Source organism: Paraburkholderia pallida, from assembly GCF_004524855.1.
In the GTDB taxonomy this organism is placed as follows: domain Bacteria; phylum Pseudomonadota; class Gammaproteobacteria; order Burkholderiales; family Burkholderiaceae; genus Paraburkholderia; species Paraburkholderia oxyphila.
In genome coordinates, this window is sequence record NZ_CP038152.1 from 42,576 (window position 1) to 64,165 (window position 21,590).

General features: G+C 62.3%; 20 protein-coding genes and 1 pseudogene. 20 read left to right on the plus strand and 1 reads right to left on the minus strand.

Annotation, left to right across the window (positions count from 1 at the left end):
- Positions 1-18: 18 nt before the first annotated feature.
- The 20 genes and pseudogenes from E1956_RS42765 (at position 19) to E1956_RS42860 (ending at position 20,797) form a co-directional block, all read left to right on the plus strand.
- Positions 19-2,379, plus strand: coding sequence for an efflux RND transporter permease subunit (locus E1956_RS42765; RefSeq protein WP_134759832.1), 2,361 nt, complete (start codon positions 19-21; stop codon positions 2,377-2,379).
- 17 nt (positions 2,380-2,396) lie between these two features.
- Positions 2,397-3,362, plus strand: a complete 966-nt coding sequence (locus tag E1956_RS42770) for a WD40/YVTN/BNR-like repeat-containing protein (RefSeq protein ID WP_134759834.1) — start codon at positions 2,397-2,399, stop codon at positions 3,360-3,362.
- 85 nt (positions 3,363-3,447) lie between these two features.
- On the plus strand, positions 3,448-4,926 hold the full coding sequence (locus tag E1956_RS42775) for a flavin monoamine oxidase family protein (protein WP_134759836.1): 1,479 nt from the start codon (positions 3,448-3,450) through the stop codon (positions 4,924-4,926).
- Positions 4,927-5,604 (plus strand): c-type cytochrome, encoded by a 678-nt coding sequence (locus E1956_RS42780; protein WP_134759838.1) that lies wholly within the window; start codon positions 4,927-4,929, stop codon positions 5,602-5,604. It abuts the gene before it with no gap.
- Positions 5,605-5,865: 261 nt separating this feature from the next.
- Positions 5,866-6,213 carry an FAD-dependent oxidoreductase gene (locus E1956_RS47860; RefSeq protein WP_418789389.1) on the plus strand — a complete coding sequence of 116 codons (348 nt, stop codon included), beginning with the start codon at positions 5,866-5,868 and terminating at the stop codon, positions 6,211-6,213.
- A 147-nt stretch (positions 6,214-6,360) separates the two neighbouring features.
- A complete protein-coding gene (locus tag E1956_RS42790) occupies positions 6,361-6,570 on the plus strand; it encodes a hypothetical protein (protein WP_134759842.1) in 210 nt (69 codons plus the stop codon).
- 259 nt (positions 6,571-6,829) lie between these two features.
- Positions 6,830-7,534: a TetR/AcrR family transcriptional regulator gene (locus E1956_RS42795; protein WP_134759844.1), complete on the plus strand. Its 705-nt coding sequence runs from the start codon at positions 6,830-6,832 to the stop codon at positions 7,532-7,534.
- Positions 7,535-7,846: 312 nt separating this feature from the next.
- Entirely contained in the window at positions 7,847-8,275 is a 429-nt protein-coding gene (locus E1956_RS42800) for a DUF4148 domain-containing protein (RefSeq protein WP_134759846.1), read from the plus strand.
- A gap of 54 nt (positions 8,276-8,329) precedes the next feature.
- Positions 8,330-8,463 (plus strand): annotated as a pseudogene (locus tag E1956_RS42805) (electron transfer flavoprotein subunit alpha/FixB family protein); the annotation flags it as partial.
- Between the two features lie 396 nt (positions 8,464-8,859).
- Positions 8,860-10,344, plus strand: a complete 1,485-nt coding sequence (locus E1956_RS42810) for a flavin monoamine oxidase family protein (protein ID WP_134759848.1) — start codon at positions 8,860-8,862, stop codon at positions 10,342-10,344.
- A 10-nt stretch (positions 10,345-10,354) separates the two neighbouring features.
- A complete protein-coding gene (locus tag E1956_RS42815) occupies positions 10,355-11,011 on the plus strand; it encodes a c-type cytochrome (RefSeq protein ID WP_134759850.1) in 657 nt (218 codons plus the stop codon).
- A 34-nt stretch (positions 11,012-11,045) separates the two neighbouring features.
- The gene (locus E1956_RS42820; protein ID WP_134759852.1) at positions 11,046-11,723 is read left to right on the plus strand and encodes a hypothetical protein; all 678 of its coding nucleotides are present in this window, start codon (positions 11,046-11,048) and stop codon (positions 11,721-11,723) included.
- Between the two features lie 81 nt (positions 11,724-11,804).
- Complete coding sequence (locus E1956_RS42825) at positions 11,805-12,536, plus strand: hypothetical protein (protein WP_134759854.1); 732 nt, start codon at positions 11,805-11,807, stop codon at positions 12,534-12,536.
- A gap of 89 nt (positions 12,537-12,625) precedes the next feature.
- Positions 12,626-14,224 carry a Re/Si-specific NAD(P)(+) transhydrogenase subunit alpha gene (locus E1956_RS42830; RefSeq protein WP_134759857.1) on the plus strand — a complete coding sequence of 533 codons (1,599 nt, stop codon included), beginning with the start codon at positions 12,626-12,628 and terminating at the stop codon, positions 14,222-14,224.
- Positions 14,225-14,233: 9 nt separating this feature from the next.
- Positions 14,234-15,646 carry a Re/Si-specific NAD(P)(+) transhydrogenase subunit beta gene (gene pntB / locus E1956_RS42835; protein WP_134759858.1) on the plus strand — a complete coding sequence of 471 codons (1,413 nt, stop codon included), beginning with the start codon at positions 14,234-14,236 and terminating at the stop codon, positions 15,644-15,646.
- 103 nt (positions 15,647-15,749) lie between these two features.
- Positions 15,750-16,061 carry a high-potential iron-sulfur protein gene (locus tag E1956_RS42840; RefSeq protein ID WP_134759860.1) on the plus strand — a complete coding sequence of 104 codons (312 nt, stop codon included), beginning with the start codon at positions 15,750-15,752 and terminating at the stop codon, positions 16,059-16,061.
- 110 nt (positions 16,062-16,171) lie between these two features.
- Positions 16,172-17,740 (plus strand): methyl-accepting chemotaxis protein, encoded by a 1,569-nt coding sequence (locus tag E1956_RS42845; RefSeq protein ID WP_256377834.1) that lies wholly within the window; start codon positions 16,172-16,174, stop codon positions 17,738-17,740.
- 60 nt (positions 17,741-17,800) lie between these two features.
- Positions 17,801-19,186 carry a cytochrome c family protein gene (locus tag E1956_RS42850; protein WP_134759864.1) on the plus strand — a complete coding sequence of 462 codons (1,386 nt, stop codon included), beginning with the start codon at positions 17,801-17,803 and terminating at the stop codon, positions 19,184-19,186.
- A gap of 19 nt (positions 19,187-19,205) precedes the next feature.
- Positions 19,206-20,426 (plus strand): hypothetical protein, encoded by a 1,221-nt coding sequence (locus E1956_RS42855; protein ID WP_134759866.1) that lies wholly within the window; start codon positions 19,206-19,208, stop codon positions 20,424-20,426.
- On the plus strand, positions 20,423-20,797 hold the full coding sequence (locus E1956_RS42860; RefSeq protein WP_232072570.1) for a c-type cytochrome: 375 nt from the start codon (positions 20,423-20,425) through the stop codon (positions 20,795-20,797). Before E1956_RS42855 ends, E1956_RS42860 begins: the two co-directional genes overlap by 4 nt.
- 76 nt (positions 20,798-20,873) lie before the next feature.
- Here the strand turns inward: E1956_RS42860 and E1956_RS42865 are convergent, their stop codons facing one another.
- Complete coding sequence (locus E1956_RS42865; RefSeq protein WP_134759868.1) at positions 20,874-21,080, minus strand: hypothetical protein; 207 nt, start codon at positions 21,078-21,080, stop codon at positions 20,874-20,876.
- Positions 21,081-21,590: the final 510 nt, after the last annotated feature.

The following is a 21,590-nucleotide window of genomic DNA, read 5'->3' on the forward strand; positions in this document are numbered from 1 at the left end:
ACCTGAAGGGATAATGCCGTGTTAAATCGCCTGGTCAAAACGCTGGAACGATTCTTCTTCGGCCACCGTGCAGCGGTGCTCGTGAGCATCGGGCTGTTCACCGCACTCATGGCCTTTTTTGCCGTGCAACTGCGCATGGACGCGGGCTTCGAGAAGCAGATGCCGATCGGCCACGAATACATCCGGACCTTCCAGAAGTACCGTTCCGACCTGCTCGGCGCGAACCGGATCACCGTGGTGGTGCGCGCCCGCAAGGGACCGATCTGGACGAAGGAGGGGCTCACGCGGCTGTACAAGGTGACCCAGGCGGTCACGTATTTGCCGAACGTGGACCGCATCGGTGTGCAGTCGCTGTGGACGCCGAACGCCTACGTCAACGAGATCACCGATGAGGGCTTTCGCGCCGAGCCGATCATCTCCGGCACGATCACGCCCGACCAGCTCACGCCCGATGTTGTCGCGAAGATCCGCCGCGCGACCACGCTGGGCGGCTATATCGGCACGCTCGTTTCGCATAACGAAGACAGCGCCATGATTACGGCCGAGCTCAACGAGCGCGACCGTAACGGCAAGGTGCTCGATTACGTGGCGTTCAACCATCTGCTCGAAGCGCAGATCCGCAAGCCGTTCGAGGATGCGGGCTACGAAATCCAGATCATCGGCTTTGCCAAGCAGATTGGCGATATCGCCGATGGCGCGACCGCCGTGCTCGGCTTCTGCGGCATTGCACTGCTGCTCACGGCGCTCGCGGTCTACTGGTACTGCCATTCGGTGCGCTTCACGGTGCTGCTGATTTCGTGCTCGCTCACGTCGCTCGTCTGGCAGTTCGGCACGCTGAAGCTGCTGGGCTTCGGTCTGGACCCGCTCGCGGTGCTGGTGCCATTCCTCGTGTTCGCGATTGGTGTCTCGCACGGCGTGCAGCAGGTCAACTTCATCGTGCGCGAGATCGCGCACGGAAACAGTTCGTTCGATGCGGCGCGCCATAGCTTCAGCGGCCTGCTGATTCCGGGTGTGCTGGCGCTCGTAACGGCATTCGTATCGTTCATCACGCTGCTGCTGATTCCGATTCCGATGGTGCGGGAGCTGGCCATTACGGCATCGCTCGGGGTGGCCTACAAGATCGTGACGAACCTTGTGCTGCTGCCGGTTGCGGCTTCGTGCTTCAACTTCACGAAAAGCTATGCGGATAACGCGCTCAAGCGCAGCGAGCGGCGCTCGGCATGGCTGCGCGGCCTCGCGCGCATAGCGCAGCCGAAGTATGCAGGTGTCACCGTCGCGCTCACGCTGGTGGTGTTTGCACTGGCCGCGTGGCAAAGCCGGGACCGCGTGATCGGCACACTGCAGCCCGGTGCGCCGGAGCTGCGTGCGGACGCGCGTTTCAACCGTGATGCCACGTCAATCGCTTCGAGCTACGACATCGGCCTCGACTGGCTCACGGTCGCGATCGAGTCCACGGGAAAGGCGTGTGACAACCCGGCAGTCGGCCTCTATGAAGACGATCTCACGAGCGCGATGCGCACGGAGCCGGGTGTGGTGTCGGTCCAGTCGTACTCGGCGATGCTGCGCCGCTACAACCAGGGCTACAACGAGGACTATCCGAAGATGAATGTCGTGCCGATCGACCCCGAGAACTACGGTGCGGTGTCGGTGGACGTGGGCCGCGTGAAGGGCTTCATGAAGGCGGATTGCAGCATGACGGCCGTGCATCTGTTCCTGACCGACCACAAGGCCACGACGATCAACCGGATTCTGGACGACGTGAAGACATATCGCGCAACGCATCCGTTCCCGGGCATTACGGTGCGGCTCGCGGCGGGTAATGCGGGCGTGCTGGCTGCGACCAACGAGGAAGTGGCCGCAAGCGAACTGCCGATGATGCTCTATGTCTACGCGGCGATCCTGGTCCTCGTGTTCCTCGCCTACCGCGACTGGCGCGCGATGCTCGCGTGCTGCCTGCCGCTCTCGGTGGCGACCTTCATCGGCTACTGGTTCATGAAGGAGCTGCAGATCGGGCTCACGGTGGCCACGCTGCCCGTCATGGTGCTGGCCGTGGGCATCGGCGTGGATTACGCGTTCTACATCTACAACCGGTTGCAGGTGCATCTCGCGGGCGGCCAGAACATCGTGAAGGCGGTGCAGCACGCGATGCTCGAAGTGGGCGTGGCGACGATCTTTACGGCCATCACGCTGGCGATCGGCGTGGCGACGTGGAGCTTCTCGGCGCTGAAGTTCCAGGCGGATATGGGCAAGCTGCTGGCGTTCATGTTCCTCGTGAACCTGCTGATGGCGATGACGGCGCTGCCTGCACTGGCCTCGGTGCTCGAGCGCTGGTTTCCGCGACGCAAGCCGGCGCGTGCGCCCGGACTCTTCAGTCATTGAACATGGGAGACGCAGTCATGATCAAGATGTTTGTTGCCTGTGCCGCGCTGTGCGCGAGCGCGGCAGTCTGGGCTCTGCCGCCGGGCACCGTGGCGGACTGGGCGGCAAAGCCCGCCCATGCGTGGGCGGAACCGGCCCACATGATGTTGCTGGACGCCACGCGTGCGGGCAAGCGCATCGTCGCGGTGGGCGAGCACGGAATCGTCATCATTTCGGATGACGAAGGAAAGACCTGGCGCCAGGCGCGCGAGGTGCCGGTTTCGGCAACGCTTTCGGCTGTGACCTTTACCGACGCACAGCACGGCTGGGCGGTCGGTCAGTGGGGTGTGATTCTCGCGACGGGAGACGGCGGTGAGAGCTGGCAGAAGCAGCGCATGGACATTTCCGTGGACCAGCCATTGTTCTCGGTGCTCTTCACGAGCGAGAAAGACGGCATCGCGGTGGGTCTGTGGTCGCTGATGCTCGCGACGCACGACGGCGGCAGGACGTGGACGAAGGTGACGGTGCCCAAGCCGCCAAGCGGCACGAGGGCGGACCGCAACCTGTACCACATTTTTGCGGATCAAAAGGGTGCACTCTACATCGACTCGGAACAGGGCCTGGTGCTCAAATCCACGGACGGTGGCGCGAACTGGAGCTATCTGTCGACGGGCGGCAAGGGCACCTTGTGGACAGGCGTGGCGCTGCGCGACGGTCGGATCGTGGTGGGCGGGCTGCTGGGCAGCCTGTACCAGAGCAGCGACGGCGGGGCGACGTGGACACAACTCAACGCCGGCACCAGGAGTTCGATCACTGATCTCGTTGCAACCGGAAACGGCCTTTTTGGCGTCGGCCTCGATGGCCTCATATTGAAGCAGGGCGCGGGCGCCAAATGGTTCGAAGTCCAGCAGCGCGAGGATCGCGCGACGCTCACGGCCGCATTGATCGATGGCGCTGGAAAGCCGGTGTTGTTTTCGCAGGACGGAGTGCTGACGGACCGTTGAGAAACACCGGACGCTACCTTATTAGAAAGTTCTCCTTAGCAGGGGAGAAAGGGGAGAAGTAATGAAACTGAATTGGGCATCAAAGATGGATCGGAAACGCAAGCCGGATACACAGACCCGGCGCCAGCTGCTACGTTTTACGGCGATGGGCGCGGCGTCACTGGCAGCCGGCGGCATCTCGCTGGCACAGGCTGCCGTAACGAAGTCCATGAATGGCGACATTCTGGACGTCGCGATCATCGGTGCCGGTCTCGCTGGATTGACTGCGGGCCGCGACCTGAAGCTCGCCGGCTGCGACTCGTTCGTCGTGCTGGAGGCGCGCGATCGCGTCGGCGGACGCACCTATAACCACGATCTGGGGCATGGCGTGGTGGCCGAGGCGGGCGGCCAGTGGATCGGCCCGGGCCAGACGGCGATCGCCGATCTGGCCCGGGAACTCGGGATCGACACCTTCCCGACGTATTACGCCGGCAAGACCGTGGTGCTGGCGGGCGATGCCCGGGTGGCCCAGGATTTCCACGGCGGCGTAGGCGAGGACCAGACGATCGGCAACAAGCTGGGTGAGCTGTCGCGCGGCGTGCCGTCCGGTGCTCCGTGGAAGGCGCAGCATGGGGCGGAACTCGACAAGCTGTCGTATGGCGACTGGCTTCAAAAACAGGGCGTGAAATACGAGGACGGCTATTTTCTCGCGCTCGCGGCGAAACTCTCGCTCGGCGGCGCGCCGGCACAGTTAGGACTTCTGCACTATCTATCGGTCATCAATAGCGCGGGCTGCAGCTATACCCAGCTCGAATCGATCAAAGGAGGCGCACAGGAAACGCGCTTTGTCGGCGGCTCGCAGGTTCTCAGCTTCAAGATGGCGAACGAACTGGGCGACAAAGTCAGGCTGTCGTGCCCGGTGCGCAGGATCGTCGGCTGGGATCGCGAGGTGGTCGAGTTGCACACCGACCAGGGGATCATCCGCGCGCGCTACGTGATCGCCGCGTTGAACCCGGCGCTGTGCAACCAGATCGTCTTCGATCCGCCGCTTCCCGACGGCCGTTCGCAACTCCAGCAGCGCTGGCCCACGAATGCGCCCATGCGCAAGACCGTGCACGTCTACGAGAAGCCGTTCTGGCGCAACAACGGCTATAGCGGCCAGATCATGCAGGTGGGCGGCCCGGTTTTCCTGGCTTACGACAACTCGCCCCCTGACGCTTCGCTCGGCGTGATCAGCGCCTTCGTGGCGCCGGGGGCGCTGCCCGACAATCCCGGGACCGCGGAGCAGACGCTTTCCGCCGTCTATGCTCGCGCCTGGGGAGACAAGGCGCTGCATCCGCTGCAATTCCACGACTACGACTGGGGGAGGGTCGATCCGTGGACGCTGCAGTGCATCCATCCGATCCCGCCGGGTTTCTGGACCACATGGGGCAAGTTTCTCCATCCGGAGGTGGGCCGCCTGATCTGGTCGGGAACCGAAACCGCCGACATCTGGGCGGGCTCGATGGACGGTGCTGTGCGCTCGGGGCATCGGGCGGCTTTGCAGACACTGGGGAATCTGGCGAATCGCAGCGAGGTGGCGTAAATGAAGCGCGCATTGATGATCGGTGCGGTCGTGGCAATCGCCGCCATCGCGGGGGCGGGGGGGCTGTACGGACGCGATCTGCTGGACGGCATGCGGTTCGAAAAGGCCATGAGCCAGATCGGCGCGGCGAATGCGGCCGACGCCGGCCCTTGGCCACAGCCGCCGGAGACCTGCTTCTTTTGCCACGGCGCACACGGCCAGTCCCTCAATTCGTGGTATCCGGCGCTTTCGGGCCAGCCGAAGGCCTACGTAATCGCCCAGTTACATGCATTCGCCGGCGGCCAGCGACCCAACCCCTACATGGGTGCGATTGCGCGGGAACTGACAGACGAGCAGATCAAGTCGCTGGCTGCTTATTTCGCGCGGCAGACGCCGGCCCAAAGCGAAGCGGTGCGCGCCGAGGCGGCACTCGAAAAGCGCGGCATGGCACTCGTGGCGGCTAAAAGCTGCCAGGCCTGCCACGGGGCGTCGTTTATGGGCCGGGAGCAGGTGCCGCGTTTGTCGGGCCAGGGTGCAGCCTATCTCGCGAAGCAGCTTGCAGCCTTCAAGACCGGTGAGCGTCATGACCCGAGTGGCGCAATGAACGCGATGGCGGCCTCCCTGTCGGGCGCAGACATCCAGGCGGTGGCCAGTTATCTAGCGAGTCTGACGCCGGGTGGCAGCGGCGCAGGCACGTAATCGCGGCCATGCCGTAACGGGCAAAAGCAGTGGAGAGGCAGGGAAATACCCTGTCTTTTTTCAGCTTCACAAAATGTCCAATAATGACCACGTTTGGTATTGTGTTCTGCAAGCAAAGCGGCCATCGTCCGCTACTACGAGGACGCCGTCACCTTCGTGAAGAGAAGGCTCAACGAGTGTGAGATCGACTACGACTAGAACCACACCGGGATGAGTCGCGCGGGTATCGATCCGGCTCAGGAAGATAAAGCTCGCGAGGGCATGCGGACGGGCGCCAAGCTTGGCTTTCAATCCGTGTTTCTCGATAGGGCAAGATGCGCGCGCGGCATTCCGCCAGCACTTCTGTTTGGCAACTATGTGCCGCGCGGCGGCGCGCTCCACCCCGGCAAGTACGTGAGGTGGCTCAGGCGCGTGGCTCTGCGGCCAGGTGTGACGATCTACGAGAATACGTCGCTGCTGTCTTACACGGAGGGGCCACTTATCAAGGGGCAAACCCCGCGGCAGTGCGAGCGCCCCGACTCTGATGCTGGCCACCAACGCCTATATCTGTCAACTCGGCCTGCTTGCGGACGAGGTCGTGCCGTCGCGTATCTCGGCGATCGAGACTGAGCCGCTTTCCGATGCTTAGCGCAAGACGTTGGGGTGGCCGCGACGCGAAGGCCTCGTGACGGCACACTGGACCTGGAAGGTCATCGGCCCGTCAACAACGGGCACATCGAAACATCCTCTACATCACAGGGTGGCTCCGGGTATGGCGTGGCCGCCCAGTTCATGGCAGGGAACCTGATTACCGGGTGGATCCGCGGCGTCGAAAATCCGCTCCTTTCGGCGCCGGACCACAAGACGCCGGCGACGCTGCCCGAGCCGGTGCGATGGTACGGCATCAATGGTGCGCTGGGCCTGGCGAACGTACTCCACGACCGCGCGAACGACAAGGCGCGGGCAGCGCAAGCGCTACGGGCGTAACGCGCGCCAAATTACAGGAGGCATGCGGCGAACATGCCGCGTCCAGGCCCGATTGAGGCATTGGACGATCGGCTCGATGATTGCTTACTGCGAATGGGGGTGACAATGGGCGGCGACGAGCGCAGCGCCCCCCGCGCCATGCGGATGGTGTTTCAGCCCGGTGTAAGATATAGTCACGTTTACCTAGGAAGCGGTTCGTGTGGCCGCGTTGCCTCTCCTCTCCTCGGCGAGGCGTCTACCTCACTCAAGGCGGAAAGCGATGACAGAGCGAAAAGAGTCAAGCACCCGTAAGCGGCGCACGTCGAGCGCCACACCCTCCGCGGGAGCCGCATCCTCGACGGGAGCCGCACCCGACAGCCTGCGGGCTCAGGGCGTACGTACGCGTAATGCCATTATTCGTGTGGCAAGGAAGCTCTTGCTCGAGAACGGTCCCATGGACTTCTCGCTGCGTGCCGTCGCCCTGAAAGCGGGCATCAGTGTCAGCAACCTCCAGTACTACTTCCCCACGCGGCCTGCCGTCCTGCGGGCGGTCATGGCGCCCGTGATCGACGCTTATCTCGATGCGCTAAAACAGGCACTCCAGAGCGATGTCTCGCCGCGCGCGACGATCGAAGCCATGCTCGATATGGGGTTACAGGACGCGAAGGACTCGAAGAACATCCCGCTGTGGTGGCACTTCTTTTCGCTTGCGTCTACCGACCCCGAGTGCGCGCAGATGCGGGACGATTGGTACGACACCTTGACGAGCGAATTTGCCAAGGTCATTCGCGCCGCGAATCCGGAGCGTGGGGCGGCCGAGAGTGCACATATTGCCGTGCTGCTCATTTCGATGGCGGACGGCATGACACTTCATCTGGCCACCACGCGCAGCAAGCGCGCGTACATGCGAGGGTTCGAGGCGATGTACCTCGAGACCGCGCGTAGTCTGGTGTGGGGGAAAACGGTGGACGCCGAGACGGCCTAGCGCCGTCAGCGTCGTGCCCGCGAGGAAAAAGGACAGGGGAATACCCTGTCTTTTTTTTTCACCTCATGTTTTGTACTATTGCCTATGTTTTGTATGTCGATCTAAAAAATGGGCAGCTGGATTGCGGGGCAGCCCGCTCGACAAGGTTGATCAGAACGGGTGGACGAAGGAATAACCAGGCGGCCGGTGCCGATGGATTGGCCTCGCGTTGGCGCTCCATGGAACCCATATCGGGTTATCAGATAGCGGCTGGTGTTTGAGGTAACTGTCGTAGATTCAGATTCGAATTCACTTATTTATAAGGAGTACGACATGAATTCCGCTGCGATATTGAACCGTGCGGCGCTCGCGGTTGTGCTGACTTCCATCGCCGTTTCGGCTCATGCGAGTGGCGGCGGTGTTTGTCCCCCCGAGCAGTCGACTCCGCATTCCATGTCCGTCTCGAATGGAGCACCGGACGAGTCGAGTGCGCAGAGCGATGCGGCTTGTCCAGCCGTGCGGCCGGTCGCGGACGTCAGTCCGGCACTGGGGAAGACCCGGGCACAAGTCCGGGCCGAACTGCTGCAGGCCGGCGAGGAGGGGATGCTTCCGCCGCGCTGGGTGGATTATCCGCCCAGTGCCGCGACGAGGGCGCGCAACCGCGAAAACTTCCTGCGCGTGGAACAGGTATGGAAGGCAGAAGGGATCATTCCGGCGACGCGCTTGAGCAGCACGAATGGATTGAACGCGGAGGAGCAGTGAACTAGTTGCTGTCAGTGAAGCGCGTCGTGGATGCCGATCGCGCGCGATCCAGCACTGGCGGGCATGAAGGACGCAAAGTCATCGTGGCGATCAACAAGGACGAAGAAGCGCCGATGTTCCGCATGGCCTGCTACGGCCTCCCGGGCGATCTGTTCACGGTCTTGCCGGAGCTGGCTTCGTCAATTTGAGCGCGCAGTCTGGACTTGTGCCTGTGATATCCGGGCGGATGCCGGTCTGACACTGCTCACTTTCCCGGATCGTCAAGATCACTGGCGCGACGCTTTTGTGACCAGCGAGGCGTCCGAAATTAGAAGGTCGCGAGACGTATTTGAGATACAGGGGAATACCCTGTATTTTTTTCTTTTTCCATTTGTAGGTATCATTGCAAATCTTTTGTAACATATACAATAACAGAACCGATGGTGCAGCGGATCCCAGGTTCTGGACGAGCAGCGCGAAGGTATCGAAAAGGAATCCGAATAATTCGGGCGATTTGGTGTATCGATCAGTTATGAAATTTGTCGCCTGAGCAGTTTTGGTGACCCGCGCAGGGTAGGACCCGTTATCACGTAGACAGAGGCACTATGGCAAAAAAATCTTCTCCAGATGGCGCTGCTAACCTGCAGCGCAGGCAATGGCTCAAATATGCCGGTGCCTCGGCTGCCGTGGGCACGCTTGCTCTGGGCGCCCAACATTCGTATGCCGCAGTCGCGAGGAGCGCCCCGGGCGCGGACGATGTTCTCGACGTCGCCATCATAGGAGCGGGGCTGGCCGGACTGACCGCTGCGCGGGATCTGCGTCAGGCGGGTTGCGAGTCCTTTCTGGTGCTCGAAGCCCGGGATCGCGTGGGCGGGCGAACGTTCAACTACAACATTCCCGGCGGGTACGTTTCGGAAGTCGGCGGGCAATGGATCGGACCGGGCCAGACCGCCGTCGCCGATCTCGCGCGCGAGCTGGGCGTTGGGACCTTTCCGACCTACTACGACGGCGATACGGTCATTCTGGGCGGCGAGGGGCGCGTGACAGTCGATCTGAAGGGCACCTTCGGTACCGACGAGGCGATCGGCGCAAAGCTCAGCAGGCTGTCGCGCGACGTGCCTTGTGGCGCGCCGTGGACGTCCTCGAACGCCGGTGAACTGGACAAGCTCTCGGTTGGCGACTGGCTGGCGAAGCAGGATATCAAGCCTGAAGACCGGATGGGATGGAATGGCAGCATCACCCTTTCGGGCGGTGCGGCGCCAGCGAAGATGGGGTTGCTGCACTACCTTTCGATGATCAATTCGGCGGATTGCGATTTCTCCCAGCTCGACAGCATCAAGCACAGCGCCCAGGAAACCCGCTTCATCGGCGGCTCGCAGATCCTCAGCATCAAGATGGCCCAGCAACTGGGCAACAAGGTGCGCCTGTCTTCTCCGGTCCGCCGGATTTCCGGATGGGACGGCGACGTCGTCACCCTGCATACCGACCATGGCGAAGTGCGCGCGCGGACCGTCATCATGGCTATTCATCCGGCCTTGTGTCATCAGGTGGAGTTCGATCCGCCCTTGCCGGAAAAGCGTGCGGCCCTGCAGCGCGCCTGGCCGGCGCATTCCCCGGCACGAAAGACGGCCGTGGTCTATCGCCGCCCATTCTGGCGCGACAAGGGCATGAACGGCAGCATCTTCCAGGTCAATGGCCCCATCATCTGGGCCTACGACAACTCTCCGCCCGCCGGGGAGATCGGGGTCATTAACGCGTTCATCCAGAATGCGTTGATGCCGTCGGAGCGCGATGCAGCACTGGCCATGCATAAGCAGTTCTACGCGCAGGCATGGGGCGATGAAGCGCTGTCTCCCATCGCGTACCACGATCAGGACTGGGGCCGGGTCGATCCGTGGACCATTACCTGCGTTTCCGCCATTCCGCCGGGCTTCTGGAGCACCCACGGCGAGGCGTTGCGCCCGTCGTGCGGCAAGCTGATCTGGTCGGGCACGGAGACGGCGAATATCTGGGCCGGCTACATGGATGGCGCTGTTCGCTCCGGCCATCATGGCGCGCTTCAGGCGCTGAATTCGCTGCGTCGAGCATAAGAGGGAAAAGATGAAAAAAATTCCATTGATTGGCATTCCTCTTGTTATTGTTCTGCTGCTGGCCATCTTCGGTTCCGATCTGCTCGGTCTTTATCGGCTTCAGAGCTATCTCACGACGTTCGCCGAGGCTTACCAGGCTGACGGTGGCCCTTGGCCGCATGTGACCGACGTCTGCATGGGCTGCCACGGAGTCAAAGGCAATTCGCTCCATCAGGGGTATCCGAGCCTCGCGGGGCAGCCCGCGCCATATTTGGAAACGCAGCTACGCAATTTCGCGAGCGAAGCCCGGCGCAATCCGAACATGGGACCTCTCGCCCAGACGATGAGCGATTCGCAGATTAAATCGCTGGCCGAATATTTCGCTGGCGCAGTCCCTGTCGCGAATCGCTATTTCACGCCGGATGCGCAACTGCGCGAGAAAGGGCAGCGCCTCGTGGCCGCGGGCAACTGTGCCGCATGTCACGGTGCCAAATTGATGGGCCACGACCAGTTTCCGCGTCTCGCGGGTCAGGGGTACGACTATTTGCTCGCGCAGTTCGACGAGTTCGTTTCCGGCACCCGCAGCGAGCCTACAGGCGTCATGAAAAACCTTGCGACAGGTTTTTCGCCCGAAGACCGCAAGGCCATTGCCACTTATCTGGCAAGCCTTGACCCCAAGAGAAATTAACCAGTCAGTTGCAACCGGAGTCGGGAGTTTAGTCATGGACCTCAGATCTTTAGTTCTTATGCTCTCTGCCGCTTTGTTGGCCTTGAGTTGCTATTTCTACGGATGGAAGATGGTCAGGAAACGCAATTATCTTCTGGGCGGGGAGATGTGGATCGTTGGCATCTCCGCGACGAACGCCATCGGATTCTTTGCCACCGGGAATGCGATTTCCTATGAAGTAGCGCATTTCTTCGATGCGTTTTCCCGAGGGTTCGGTATGCCTGTCATTGCCGTTGCGGGTCTGATGGCAATCACGCACGGCTACAAGCCGTCGATTCTCCTGGATGTCGTGGCGTTCGTCGCCACGTTTGCGGGTGCATTCGTACTCGTGGGAGCGGGCTTTATCGCTGGGGTTTTGCCGTACTTCTATCTGGTGATGGCAATCTGGCTGTCGATCTATCTTGCTTACTTCACCAAGCGGTTGCTGAACATCGGGGCGACGCTCGAGGCGCTGGGCATGGTTGTGGCGTTGGTCACTACGTTCGCAATTGCCGCCATTTACGATTTCTACAAGATCCCTGGCGAGGAAACCAACGTCGTGTTCAATTTCTACACGCTTGCGCTGTCTACGTGGGCCTATCTGATGCCGGCGCTTTATTACGGCTATTGCGCGCTGGAGCGTGCACAAAGCGGAGTCCGGGTGCCGAACGGTACGGCTCCTTCCCGCGGTTGAGCGAACGACGTCGCTGGCGCCGCGTTTCCTGACGACCAGACTAACGCGGCCCGGCCGGAACACGTCTTCCTGGAGATCTTGATGAATCAGACCTCGCGCAAGGTAATGCGCTTCACGGCTTGGAGCGCCATCATTGGCGGCCTTCTCGCCTATGCGAATGTCGGGCTATCGGTGGCGGTAACAGGCCCGGATGCGGATATGGTGCTGCACGGCGCATCGATGCTGGCATTGCCACCGGAAACACGCGACTTGTTTCGCTGGTGCATGGTTGCCGACACGCTCGGGTTCTATTTGCCCTTCCTCGTCATCGGCGGGTACTTTGTGCACGAATTTCGTGACGAGTTGGGTGCGCTCGGCAACATGATTGTGATGGTCGTTGTGTTGTACGTGGTAGTGGGCGTGACCGGCGCTGTCTTGGAGTTCGCAATCCTTCACCCGCTGGCCCATCTTTACGCCGGCGGCGACGATGCCACGAGAAACGCCGCGGCGGCGGTATGGACGGCGATCGCCAATGGGACGCAAAACGGCCTCTGGTGGATCGAGGGTCCCCTTGTGCTGTTCTGGGCGCCGATTGCCGCTAACGTGCTCAAGAAGGCGGGATGGAAGGGGGGAATTTTGTTGAAGATCGTTGGGTGGGGTTTCGGGATCTTCTTCCTGTTCGGCTTTTTCCCGGATCTCAGCGCATTGTCGAATGCGAGCGAGATGGTCGTCGTGCTGGTTCTGCCGTTATGGATGTTATTGTTCGGCTGGCAGTTGCTGCGCCGCGCGCGAACGTTGCCGGCACGTTTGCAAGGCGCTGGCGCAACCACTTAAGGCAACGCTCGCTAGTCCGACTTCACCGTTTCCGCCAGGCCTGCACTCCTCGCGATGACCGATACCCATGTGAACAATCAACTTTCCCTATGACATTACTGATTGGCATTCCTCTGGAAGTGGCCACCGCGGAACGGCGCGTAGCGACCGTGCCCGAGGTGGTCGAGAAACTGATCAAGCTGGGTTTCGCGGTTGCTGTGCAAAGCGGTGCCGGCGCCGCCGCGAACTTTGACGATGACGCCTACCGTGCGGCCGGTGCCGAGGTTGTGGGATCGGCGGCCGAACTTTGGGCCCGCAGTGACATCGTTTTCAAGGTGCGCGCCCCGAGCAGCGACGAAGTGGCGCTGATGCGCGAGGGCGCCATGCTCATGGGTTTTGTCTGGCCCGCGCAGAATCCCGAGTTGATGCAGCAGTTGGCCGCCAAACGGACCACTGTGCTGGCCATCGATTCGCTGCCGCGCACGCTCTCGCGCGCGCAGAAGATGGACGCGCTCACGTCGATGGCCGGCATTAGCGGCTATCGCGCGGTGATCGAGGCCGCACATGCGTTTGGCCGATTTCTGAACGGGCAGATGACTGCCGCCGGCAAGGTTCCACCGGCCAAAGTCTTCATCGCTGGAGCCGGCGTGGCGGGGCTGGCTGCCATCGGCACCGCGGCCAATCTGGGCGCGATCGTGCGCGCCAACGACACGCGCGCCGAGGTGGCCGACCAGGTCAAGTCGCTGGGTGGCGAATTCGTCAAGGTGGACTACGACGAGGAAGGCTCGGGCGGCGGCGGCTACGCCAAAGTCATGAGCGAGGGCTTCCAGCAAGCGCAGCGCGCGATGTACGCGCAGCAGGCCGGAGACGCGGACATCATCATCACGACCGCGCTGATTCCCGGCAAGCCGGCTCCGAAGCTCATCACGGCCGAGATGGTGCAGTCGATGAAGCCGGGCAGCGTGATCGTGGACATGGCGGCCGAGCAAGGCGGCAACTGCGAGCTCACGGTGCCCGGCGAGGCCGTGGTGCGCCACGGTGTGACCATCATCGGCTACACGGATCTCGCGTCGCGCCTGTCGCGGCAGTCGTCCACGCTCTATGCGAACAACCTGCTGCGCGTGGTCGAGGAGCTGTGCAAGACGAAGGACGGCACGATCAACGTCGACTTCGACGACGATGCCATCCGCGGCCTCACGGTCATCAAGGAAGGCAACATCACCTGGCCGCCCCCGCCGATCAGGCAGTCGGCCGTTGCACCCAGGCCCCAACCGGCTGCTGCCGCGGCGGCAGCCGCGCCAAAGAAGGGCCACGGCCAGGGCGAGCCGATGTCGGCGAAGTCGCTGGCCATCGTGTTCGGCCTCGGCGCGCTGGCCTTCCTGATGGTGGGACTGTATGCGCCCACCACGTTCCTCTCGCACTTCACGGTGTTTGTGCTGGCCTGCTTTGTCGGCTACATGGTGATCTGGAACGTCACACCGTCGCTGCACACGCCGCTGATGAGCGTGACCAACGCGATCTCGTCGATTATCGCCATCGGTGCGCTGGTGCAGGTCGCGCCGCCGCTGGGCGGTCTGGCCGGAGGCAGCAGTGAACGGCCATCAAGCCTGATCCTGGGCCTCGCCGTGGCCGCGCTGACGCTCACGGCCGTCAACATGTTCGGCGGCTTCGCGGTCACGCGGCGCATGCTGGCGATGTTCCGTAAATGAGAAAGAAGCATGACTTCAAACCTGACTACCGTCTCCTACATCGGTGCGGCGATACTCTTCATCCTCAGCCTTGGCGGCCTCGCTAATCCCGAGACTGCGCGTCGCGGCAATCTGCTCGGCATGATCGGCATGACCGTGGCCGTGCTGGCCACCGTGCTCGGGCCGCGCGTGTCGGCGGCGGGCATACCGTACGTCGTCGGCGCGCTGGTCGTGGGAGGTGCCCTGGGAATCGTTGCTGCGAAGAAGGTGCAGATGACGCAGATGCCCGAGCTGGTGGCGCTGATGCACAGCCTGGTCGGCCTGGCGGCGTGCCTGGTGGGCTTCGCCAGCTACGTCGACACGTCCGTGCAGTTCAGCGGCGCGGAGAAGGCTATCCACGAAGTCGAGATTTACGTAGGCATCCTGATCGGTGCGGTGACGTTCGCGGGCTCGGTCATCGCATTTGGCAAGCTCTCGGGCAAGATCGGCGGCAAGCCGCTACTGTTGCCGGCGCGGCACTGGCTCAACCTGGCCGCGCTGCTGGTGGTGATCGTGTCCGACCGCGCGTTTCTTCACGCAGGCAGCATTCAGGACGGCATGACACCGCTTGTGCTGATGACAGCGATTGCACTGCTGTTCGGCGTGCATATGGTGATGGCCATCGGCGGCGCCGACATGCCCGTGGTGGTGTCGATGCTCAACAGCTACTCGGGCTGGGCGGCGGCGGCCACGGGCTTCATGCTCGGCAACGACCTGTTGATCGTGGTCGGCGCGCTGGTAGGCTCATCGGGCGCGATTCTCTCGTACATCATGTGCCGCGCGATGAACCGCAACTTCATCAGCGTGATCGCCGGCGGCTTTGGCACCGCCAGCGGCGCGCCTGCGGCAGCGGGCGGCGGTGCACAGCCCGCCGGCGAAGTGGTGGCGGTGAGTTCCGCCGAAACCGCCGAACTGCTGCGCGATGCGAAGAGCGTGATCATCGTGCCCGGCTACGGCATGGCCGTGGCGCAGGCCCAGCACACGGTATACGAACTCACCAAGGTGCTGCGCGAGAAGGGCGTCGATGTGCGTTTCGCGATCCACCCGGTGGCCGGTCGCATGCCGGGCCATATGAACGTGTTGCTGGCCGAAGCGAAGGTGCCGTACAACATCGTGATGGAGATGGACGAGATCAACGCGGATTTTCCCGAAGCGGACGTTTCGATGGTCATTGGCGCGAACGACATCGTGAACCCGGCGGCGCAGGAGGATCCGGCCAGTCCGATCGCCGGGATGCCGGTGCTCGAGGTCTGGAAGGCGAAGACCTCGATCGTGATGAAACGCAGCATGGCCTCCGGCTATGCCGGCGTGGACAACCCGCTCTTCTACAAGGACAACAACCGCATGTTGTTCGGCGATGCGAAGGCGATGTTGAGCGAGATTTTCGGCGCGCTGACAGCCTGAACACGGTGACGCGCACGCCATCCACGGTTAATTCGTGAGCCATTCATTTTTTGATATCACAGTGCCTTACCGGCACGCCCATTCCACAATAAGGAGTCCTTGCATGAGAAAGTCCCGCCGCACTTTTATGATCACGACCGCCGGTGTGGCTTCGAGTCTGGCGCTTACGCGTCTTGCGTTCGCCGATTCCCCAAAGGTATCCGACACCGAGCCGACGGCGCAGGCCCTCGGCTACAAATCCGACGCAACCAGGGTCGACAAGGCGAGGTACGCGAAGTATGCCGCAGGCCAGGTTTGCGGCAACTGCACGTTCTATCAGGGCAAGCCGAGCGACGCGTTCGCGCCGTGCCCGATGTTCGGGGGCAAGCAGGTTGCAGGTAAGGGCTGGTGCAGCGCGTATAGCAGGAAAGGCTGACGCATTGGTGCGTGTTGGCGATCTCTGAAGCATGAGTTGGCGACCGGTGGTAGCAAGCGGCCAGCGAAGAAACATTATATTTTGTAATGGAAAATAAAAAGACTGGCCGCATGAGCGCTTTTGTGGGGACGATCCGGTTCAAGGTCATGCTTACGCTTGGCGTCTGCGTGGCGCTGATGGTGGCGATCGGCATGATGGGCCTGCGCGGTCTGGCGAGGCTCAGTGCCGACATGGGCAGCATGTACTCGGCGAGTACCGTGCCGATCGAGGATCTCGCCGCGATGCAGGCGGCGGCGCTGAAGATCCGTCTGCAGATGCGCTACATCCAGGCACTGCATGAACAGGACAAGGCCGAGGAACTTGTGACCGATATCGGCAAGGAGCAAAAGAAGCTCGATGCGGCCTGGCACGACTATTATCCTGCGAAGATCGCGACGGCAGATGAGCGCCGACTGGCCGACCGGGTAGCGAAGGTATTGGCCACCTTCCGGACGCAATCGGACGATATCGCTGCGGTGCTTCGTTCCGGCAATCTGGACATGGCGGGCTACTCGATCGACGAGCTGACGGAAACCGGCGATGCGTTGTCCGACGCAATCGGCCGCGACGTCGCACTGAGCGCCATGCAGGCGTGGCAATTGGCGGAGCGCGGCGACGCGACGTTCGATGCGTTGCGATGGACCGTGCTAGGGGCAATCGGCCTTGGCATCCTCCTGGCCGCGGCTGCTTCGGCATGGTTGCTTTGGGCGATTTCGACGCCGCTGAAGGCGGCGCTCGGTGTTGCCCGGCAAATCGCCGAAGGCCGGCTGGGCAACGCCGAGGGCATGAGCCTGCATGGCGAGTTTGCTCAGTTGCTCGATGCGCTGCAAACGATGGACCGGCACCTCGCCGGGACAGTGCACACGATCAAGGGATCGAGCGATGCGATCCAGTGCGCGTCGATCCAGATAGCCGAAGGCAGCGCGGATTTGTCCTCCGGTGCAAGGCGACAAGCCGAGTCGCTCGAAGAAACTGCGGCGAGCCTGAGCGAGCTGATCATGTCGGTTCAACGCAATGCGGATCATGTCAGTCAGGCCGCGGAGTTTGCCAATGCGACGTCACTCGCGGCCGATACGAGCGTGGCTGCCGTCGAGCAGATGCGCGGCACGATGGGCGTGATTTCCGCCAGTTCGGCGAAGATCGTGGAAATCACGGCGTTGATCGAAGGGATCGCGTTTCAGACCAATATCCTCGCGTTGAATGCCGCTGTCGAGGCGGCGCGTGCCGGCGAGCACGGCCGCGGGTTTGCCGTCGTCGCCGGGGAGGTGCGCAGCCTCGCGCAGCGGGCGGCCAGCGCAGCGAAGGAAATCAAGGTGCTGGTGCGCAACTCGGTGGAGTCCATCTCGGGTGGCGCCGCACATGCGGACCAGGTGGCTCATGCCATGGGGGACGTGCGGCGTGCGATCCAGCGCGTGGTCGAAATCAACGACAGCATCTTCGAAGCTTCGCAAGCGCAGCGCAGCGGAATCGGGCAGGTCAACGAGGCGGTGAACCGCATGGATCTGGTGATCCGTAACAATGCCGCCGTCGTCGAGCAGGCAGCGCAAGCAGCGTTCTCGCTGGGGGAGCAGGTCGCCGCCCAGCGGCACGCGATTGCGGTTTTCGAGGTCCATTCGCCGGCAAGCGCGAGAACGAACTGAGCGGCGACGGTCACCGTCGGTCCGCTGGAACACAAAAATATTCGGGGAGAACACTTAGACATGCTCGGCATGTATCCGACGTTTTACGTCCCGGGCATCGGCACGGCCTGGGTGATGGGCATCATTGGCGTGATTCACGTTGTGGCATCACACACATCGGTTGGCGCGTCGTTCCTGTTTGCACTGCTCGAGACGCGGGCTTATCGCGAGAACAAGCCGGAGCTGATGGCATTCATCAAGCGCTACGGCGCGTTCCTGCTGGTGTTTTCGTACATCATCGGTTCCATCACGGGACCCGGCATCTGGTACGCCATCACCGTGGCCAGTCCACGCGGCGTGAGCGGCCTGATCCATAACTTCGTCTGGGTCTGGGCCAGCGAGTGGGTGTACTTCACGGTCGAAGTCATTGGCGTCTACGCGCTCGTCTACCTCATCGGCAAGGTGGACCGTCGCACGCACCTCATGCTCACATGGTCGTTCGCGCTCGCTTCGTGGGCCACGATGCTGCTGATCGTTGGCGTCCTGTCGTTCATGATGTGGCCGGGCCACGACGCCTGGTATCGGACGGGCTCGGCCAGCGATGCGTTCTTCAACGTCAACTTCTTCGCCCAGCTCGGTACGCGAACGGGCGGGATGCTGGTCATGGCGGCGCTCGTCGGTCTGATGGTGGCGAGCCGGGTGAAGGATCCGCTGCAGCGTCGCGGCGTGGTGGGCCTGATCGCACCGGTCGGGCTGGCAGGCGGCGCATTGGCCGTGGTGATGTTTCTCTATTATCTGCAGACGCTTCCGCCCAATGCACTCGTCATGCTCGACGCGCATCTGTTGCCCGTCTATGGCAAGAGCATGGTGGCGGTGTTCGCCGTGGCCACGCTTTGGCTGGTCTTTGCCTGGGTCTGCCCGCAGCGGCTGTACACGTCGCTGGCCGTCGCGCTGTTCGTGTTCATCGCCGTGGCGGGGGTGTGGCCCGAGGAGCGCATGCGCGAATCGATGCGCAAGCCCTATGTGGCGGGGCAGTACATCTACGGGAACCAGATCATCGCGCGCGACGTGCCCGGCAAGGGCGTGACCGGCGAGGTCGACAGGATCGCGGCCCACGGCCTGCTCGCGCTGCATCCTTTCATTCCGGACCGGCTGAGGAAACCCACCGACGCAAACCGGCTGGAAGTGGGGCGGCTGCTCACCAGGATCGCCTGCGCGAACTGCCATTCGCTCGAGCCGGGGGGCCCGCTGCGCAGCCTGCCCGACAAGCTGCACGAAGCCACCGACGAAGACCTGATCGCGGCGTTCCTGCGCGGTCCGCTGCGCCATGGAACGCAGCCATACATGCCTCGCATCGACCTTCCCGAAGACGAGATTGAGGCAATTGCCCATTACCTCGCGGTGGTCGACAGCGGGCAGAACGTGGAGCGGCTGATCGCCGCCCAACAGCATGGAGAGGGCCAATAGCCTTCCTGGGGATCAAGAGATGGACATTGGTGCAGTGATGAACACGATGCGCGATCCCGCGGGAATTCCCGCGCAGCCCGTGATTTTTCAGGTTTTGATGGTGTTGACGTGGGTGTTGCACATCGCCTTCGTGCATCTGGCGCTCGGCTCGGCGGGGCTGGCCATTTACGCGTTCCACAGGCGCGCGGCAGGAGGGGACTGGGCGCGGCTTTCGATGGCCATGACGAAGGTCGCGAAGGTCTGCGTTTCGCTGCTGATCGTGCTGGGCGTCGCGCCGCTCTTGTTTACGCAGGTGATCTACGACCCGCAGTGGTACACGTCGAACGTGTTGTCGGGGCGCTGGGCGATTGCGTTCATTTTCACGCTGATCGTCGGCTACTGCTGCTGGTTTGCGTTCTACCACGCGAATCGCGAGCAGACGAAACGGCAGGTGGGATGCTACGCCTGGGTCGCGCTGCTGCTCTTCTGCCTCGACGGACTGATCATGCACGCGCTGTCGTATCAGGCCTTGCTGCCCGCGAAGTGGATGAGCTGGTACGCGCCCGGTGGCGTGGTGGATACGCGTGGCGCCGCCCTGCACGCCATCCAGTGGCCGCGGTACGTATTCATCATGGGCCTGTCCGTGCCTGCGGTGGGGGTGTATCTGATTGCCTACGCGCATTACTTCGCGCCCCGCACGGATCGCGAAGCGGGCTACCTGGCCTTCGCGCGCAACCTCGGCAAGCGGATCGCCAGATGGGGATTTGCGCTCTCGATGCTGCCGATGCTGGCGTGGCAGCTCGACCTGCCGGCGGGCACGGGGCTCGTGGCGCAGCCGGTGGGATGGCTCATCCTGGCTGGCCTTGCTTTAATGGCGATATGGTCTGGCTTACTGAGCGACAGGACAAACGGTTATATGCCGGCCGCTGGGGGCCTGCTGCTGCTGTCGCTGCTCGCGCTGTGGCGGGAAATCGTCCGTATTCGTTACCTGCGGCCCTTCGGCTATGACATCCGCAGCTATCACGTCAATCCCGACTGGCCGTCCACCGTGCTGTTCTTTTTGACGCTCGCGGGCATTGGCGGCCTCGTCGGCGGGTTCTACCTGACGCTGCTTTACCAGGCCGGGCGGAACGAGCGTTGCTATGACGCGGACCGGTACGTTGCGCGTCTTGCCACGGGTGCGGTTTCGGTGCTGGGTGTCTGGATCGCGGCTTTTTTTGCGTACGGATTCGTTATCTCGGTACGCGACAGTTTCAATTGAGGCGGGAAATGAGCGTTAAAGCGAGCATCAAAGCGGGCAAAAAAATGACCATGATCAGTCGAGTTGGCCTTTTCGTGATCCTGAACTTGCATGCCGTGGCGCACGCCCAGTCGTCGGGGCCGGCGCCCGACGCGGGTGCGGGAAAGCGGCGTGCCGCCGTGTGTTTCGCTTGTCACAATGCAAATGGCGTGGCCGTTATTCCGGGCGTGCCGAACCTTGCCGGGCAGCGCAGCGAGTATCTGGAGAGCGCGCTCAGGGCCTACCGTGATGGCCAGGGGCGGCAGAACGTGATCATGAATTCGATGGCCAAACCTTTGAGCGACAGCGATATCGTGAACATCGCTGCGTATTTCAGCGTTCAGCAGCGCTGACTGCCGATCTCAAATCGCTACGCGCCGCGGTGCGCAATGGCTCCGTTTTCATTGATCACAGCTTCGCGTTGTGTAATCAGCCGATGCTCCTGATCCGGCCAGACATGATCGGCGGGCCGGGGCAGCGATCGAGGGCGCGATTCGTCAAGATGGTGCCGATGATATTGCACAGCTTGCCCCTGCCGAGATGATTGCCGCCACCGATCGCGACGTAGGAATGGATCGGATTGAGCGCATCTTGAACGAGTTTGTCCTGATCGCCACCGCGGTGCAGACCGGCCAATGTACGGCGCTGGGGGGCTCTCGCGCTTCGGTTCAGCTGCACGCGTACAACCGGTATACGATGGCGGTGTCCACATTGAGCGGCAATTCCGCACGTTTTGACTGATCGACTACGTAACCAATGCGGCATTGCGCGCCGAATTGCAGCAAGTAGCGGCGCGCCGTTGGGAATCACCGTGCTTCAAGCTAGCCGTCGCTGCTTCACACTCAGGTCGGCGGCGCTCGGCAACAAATGATGCGCAAAGCGTTCGATCGGGAAATCGAACGTTCCGCGCAGGTTGATACTTTCGAGATGCGTCGGCGCCGATGCGCCGCAAAAACGTCGGCGGATCGGATCAAAAAGGGAAGGGGCCGGACAGGGAGGCAGAAAGTGCCTGTTTTGGTGAGTTATTTTAACGGGGCCGCCTCTATAACCCGCATCTAGCCAAGACCAGCCTGCTGTCGAAAAATGCATTGAAGTCAAGCGTAGGCCTTTAACAGGCCGCGGAAATAGCTCTCGCGGTCGTTATCG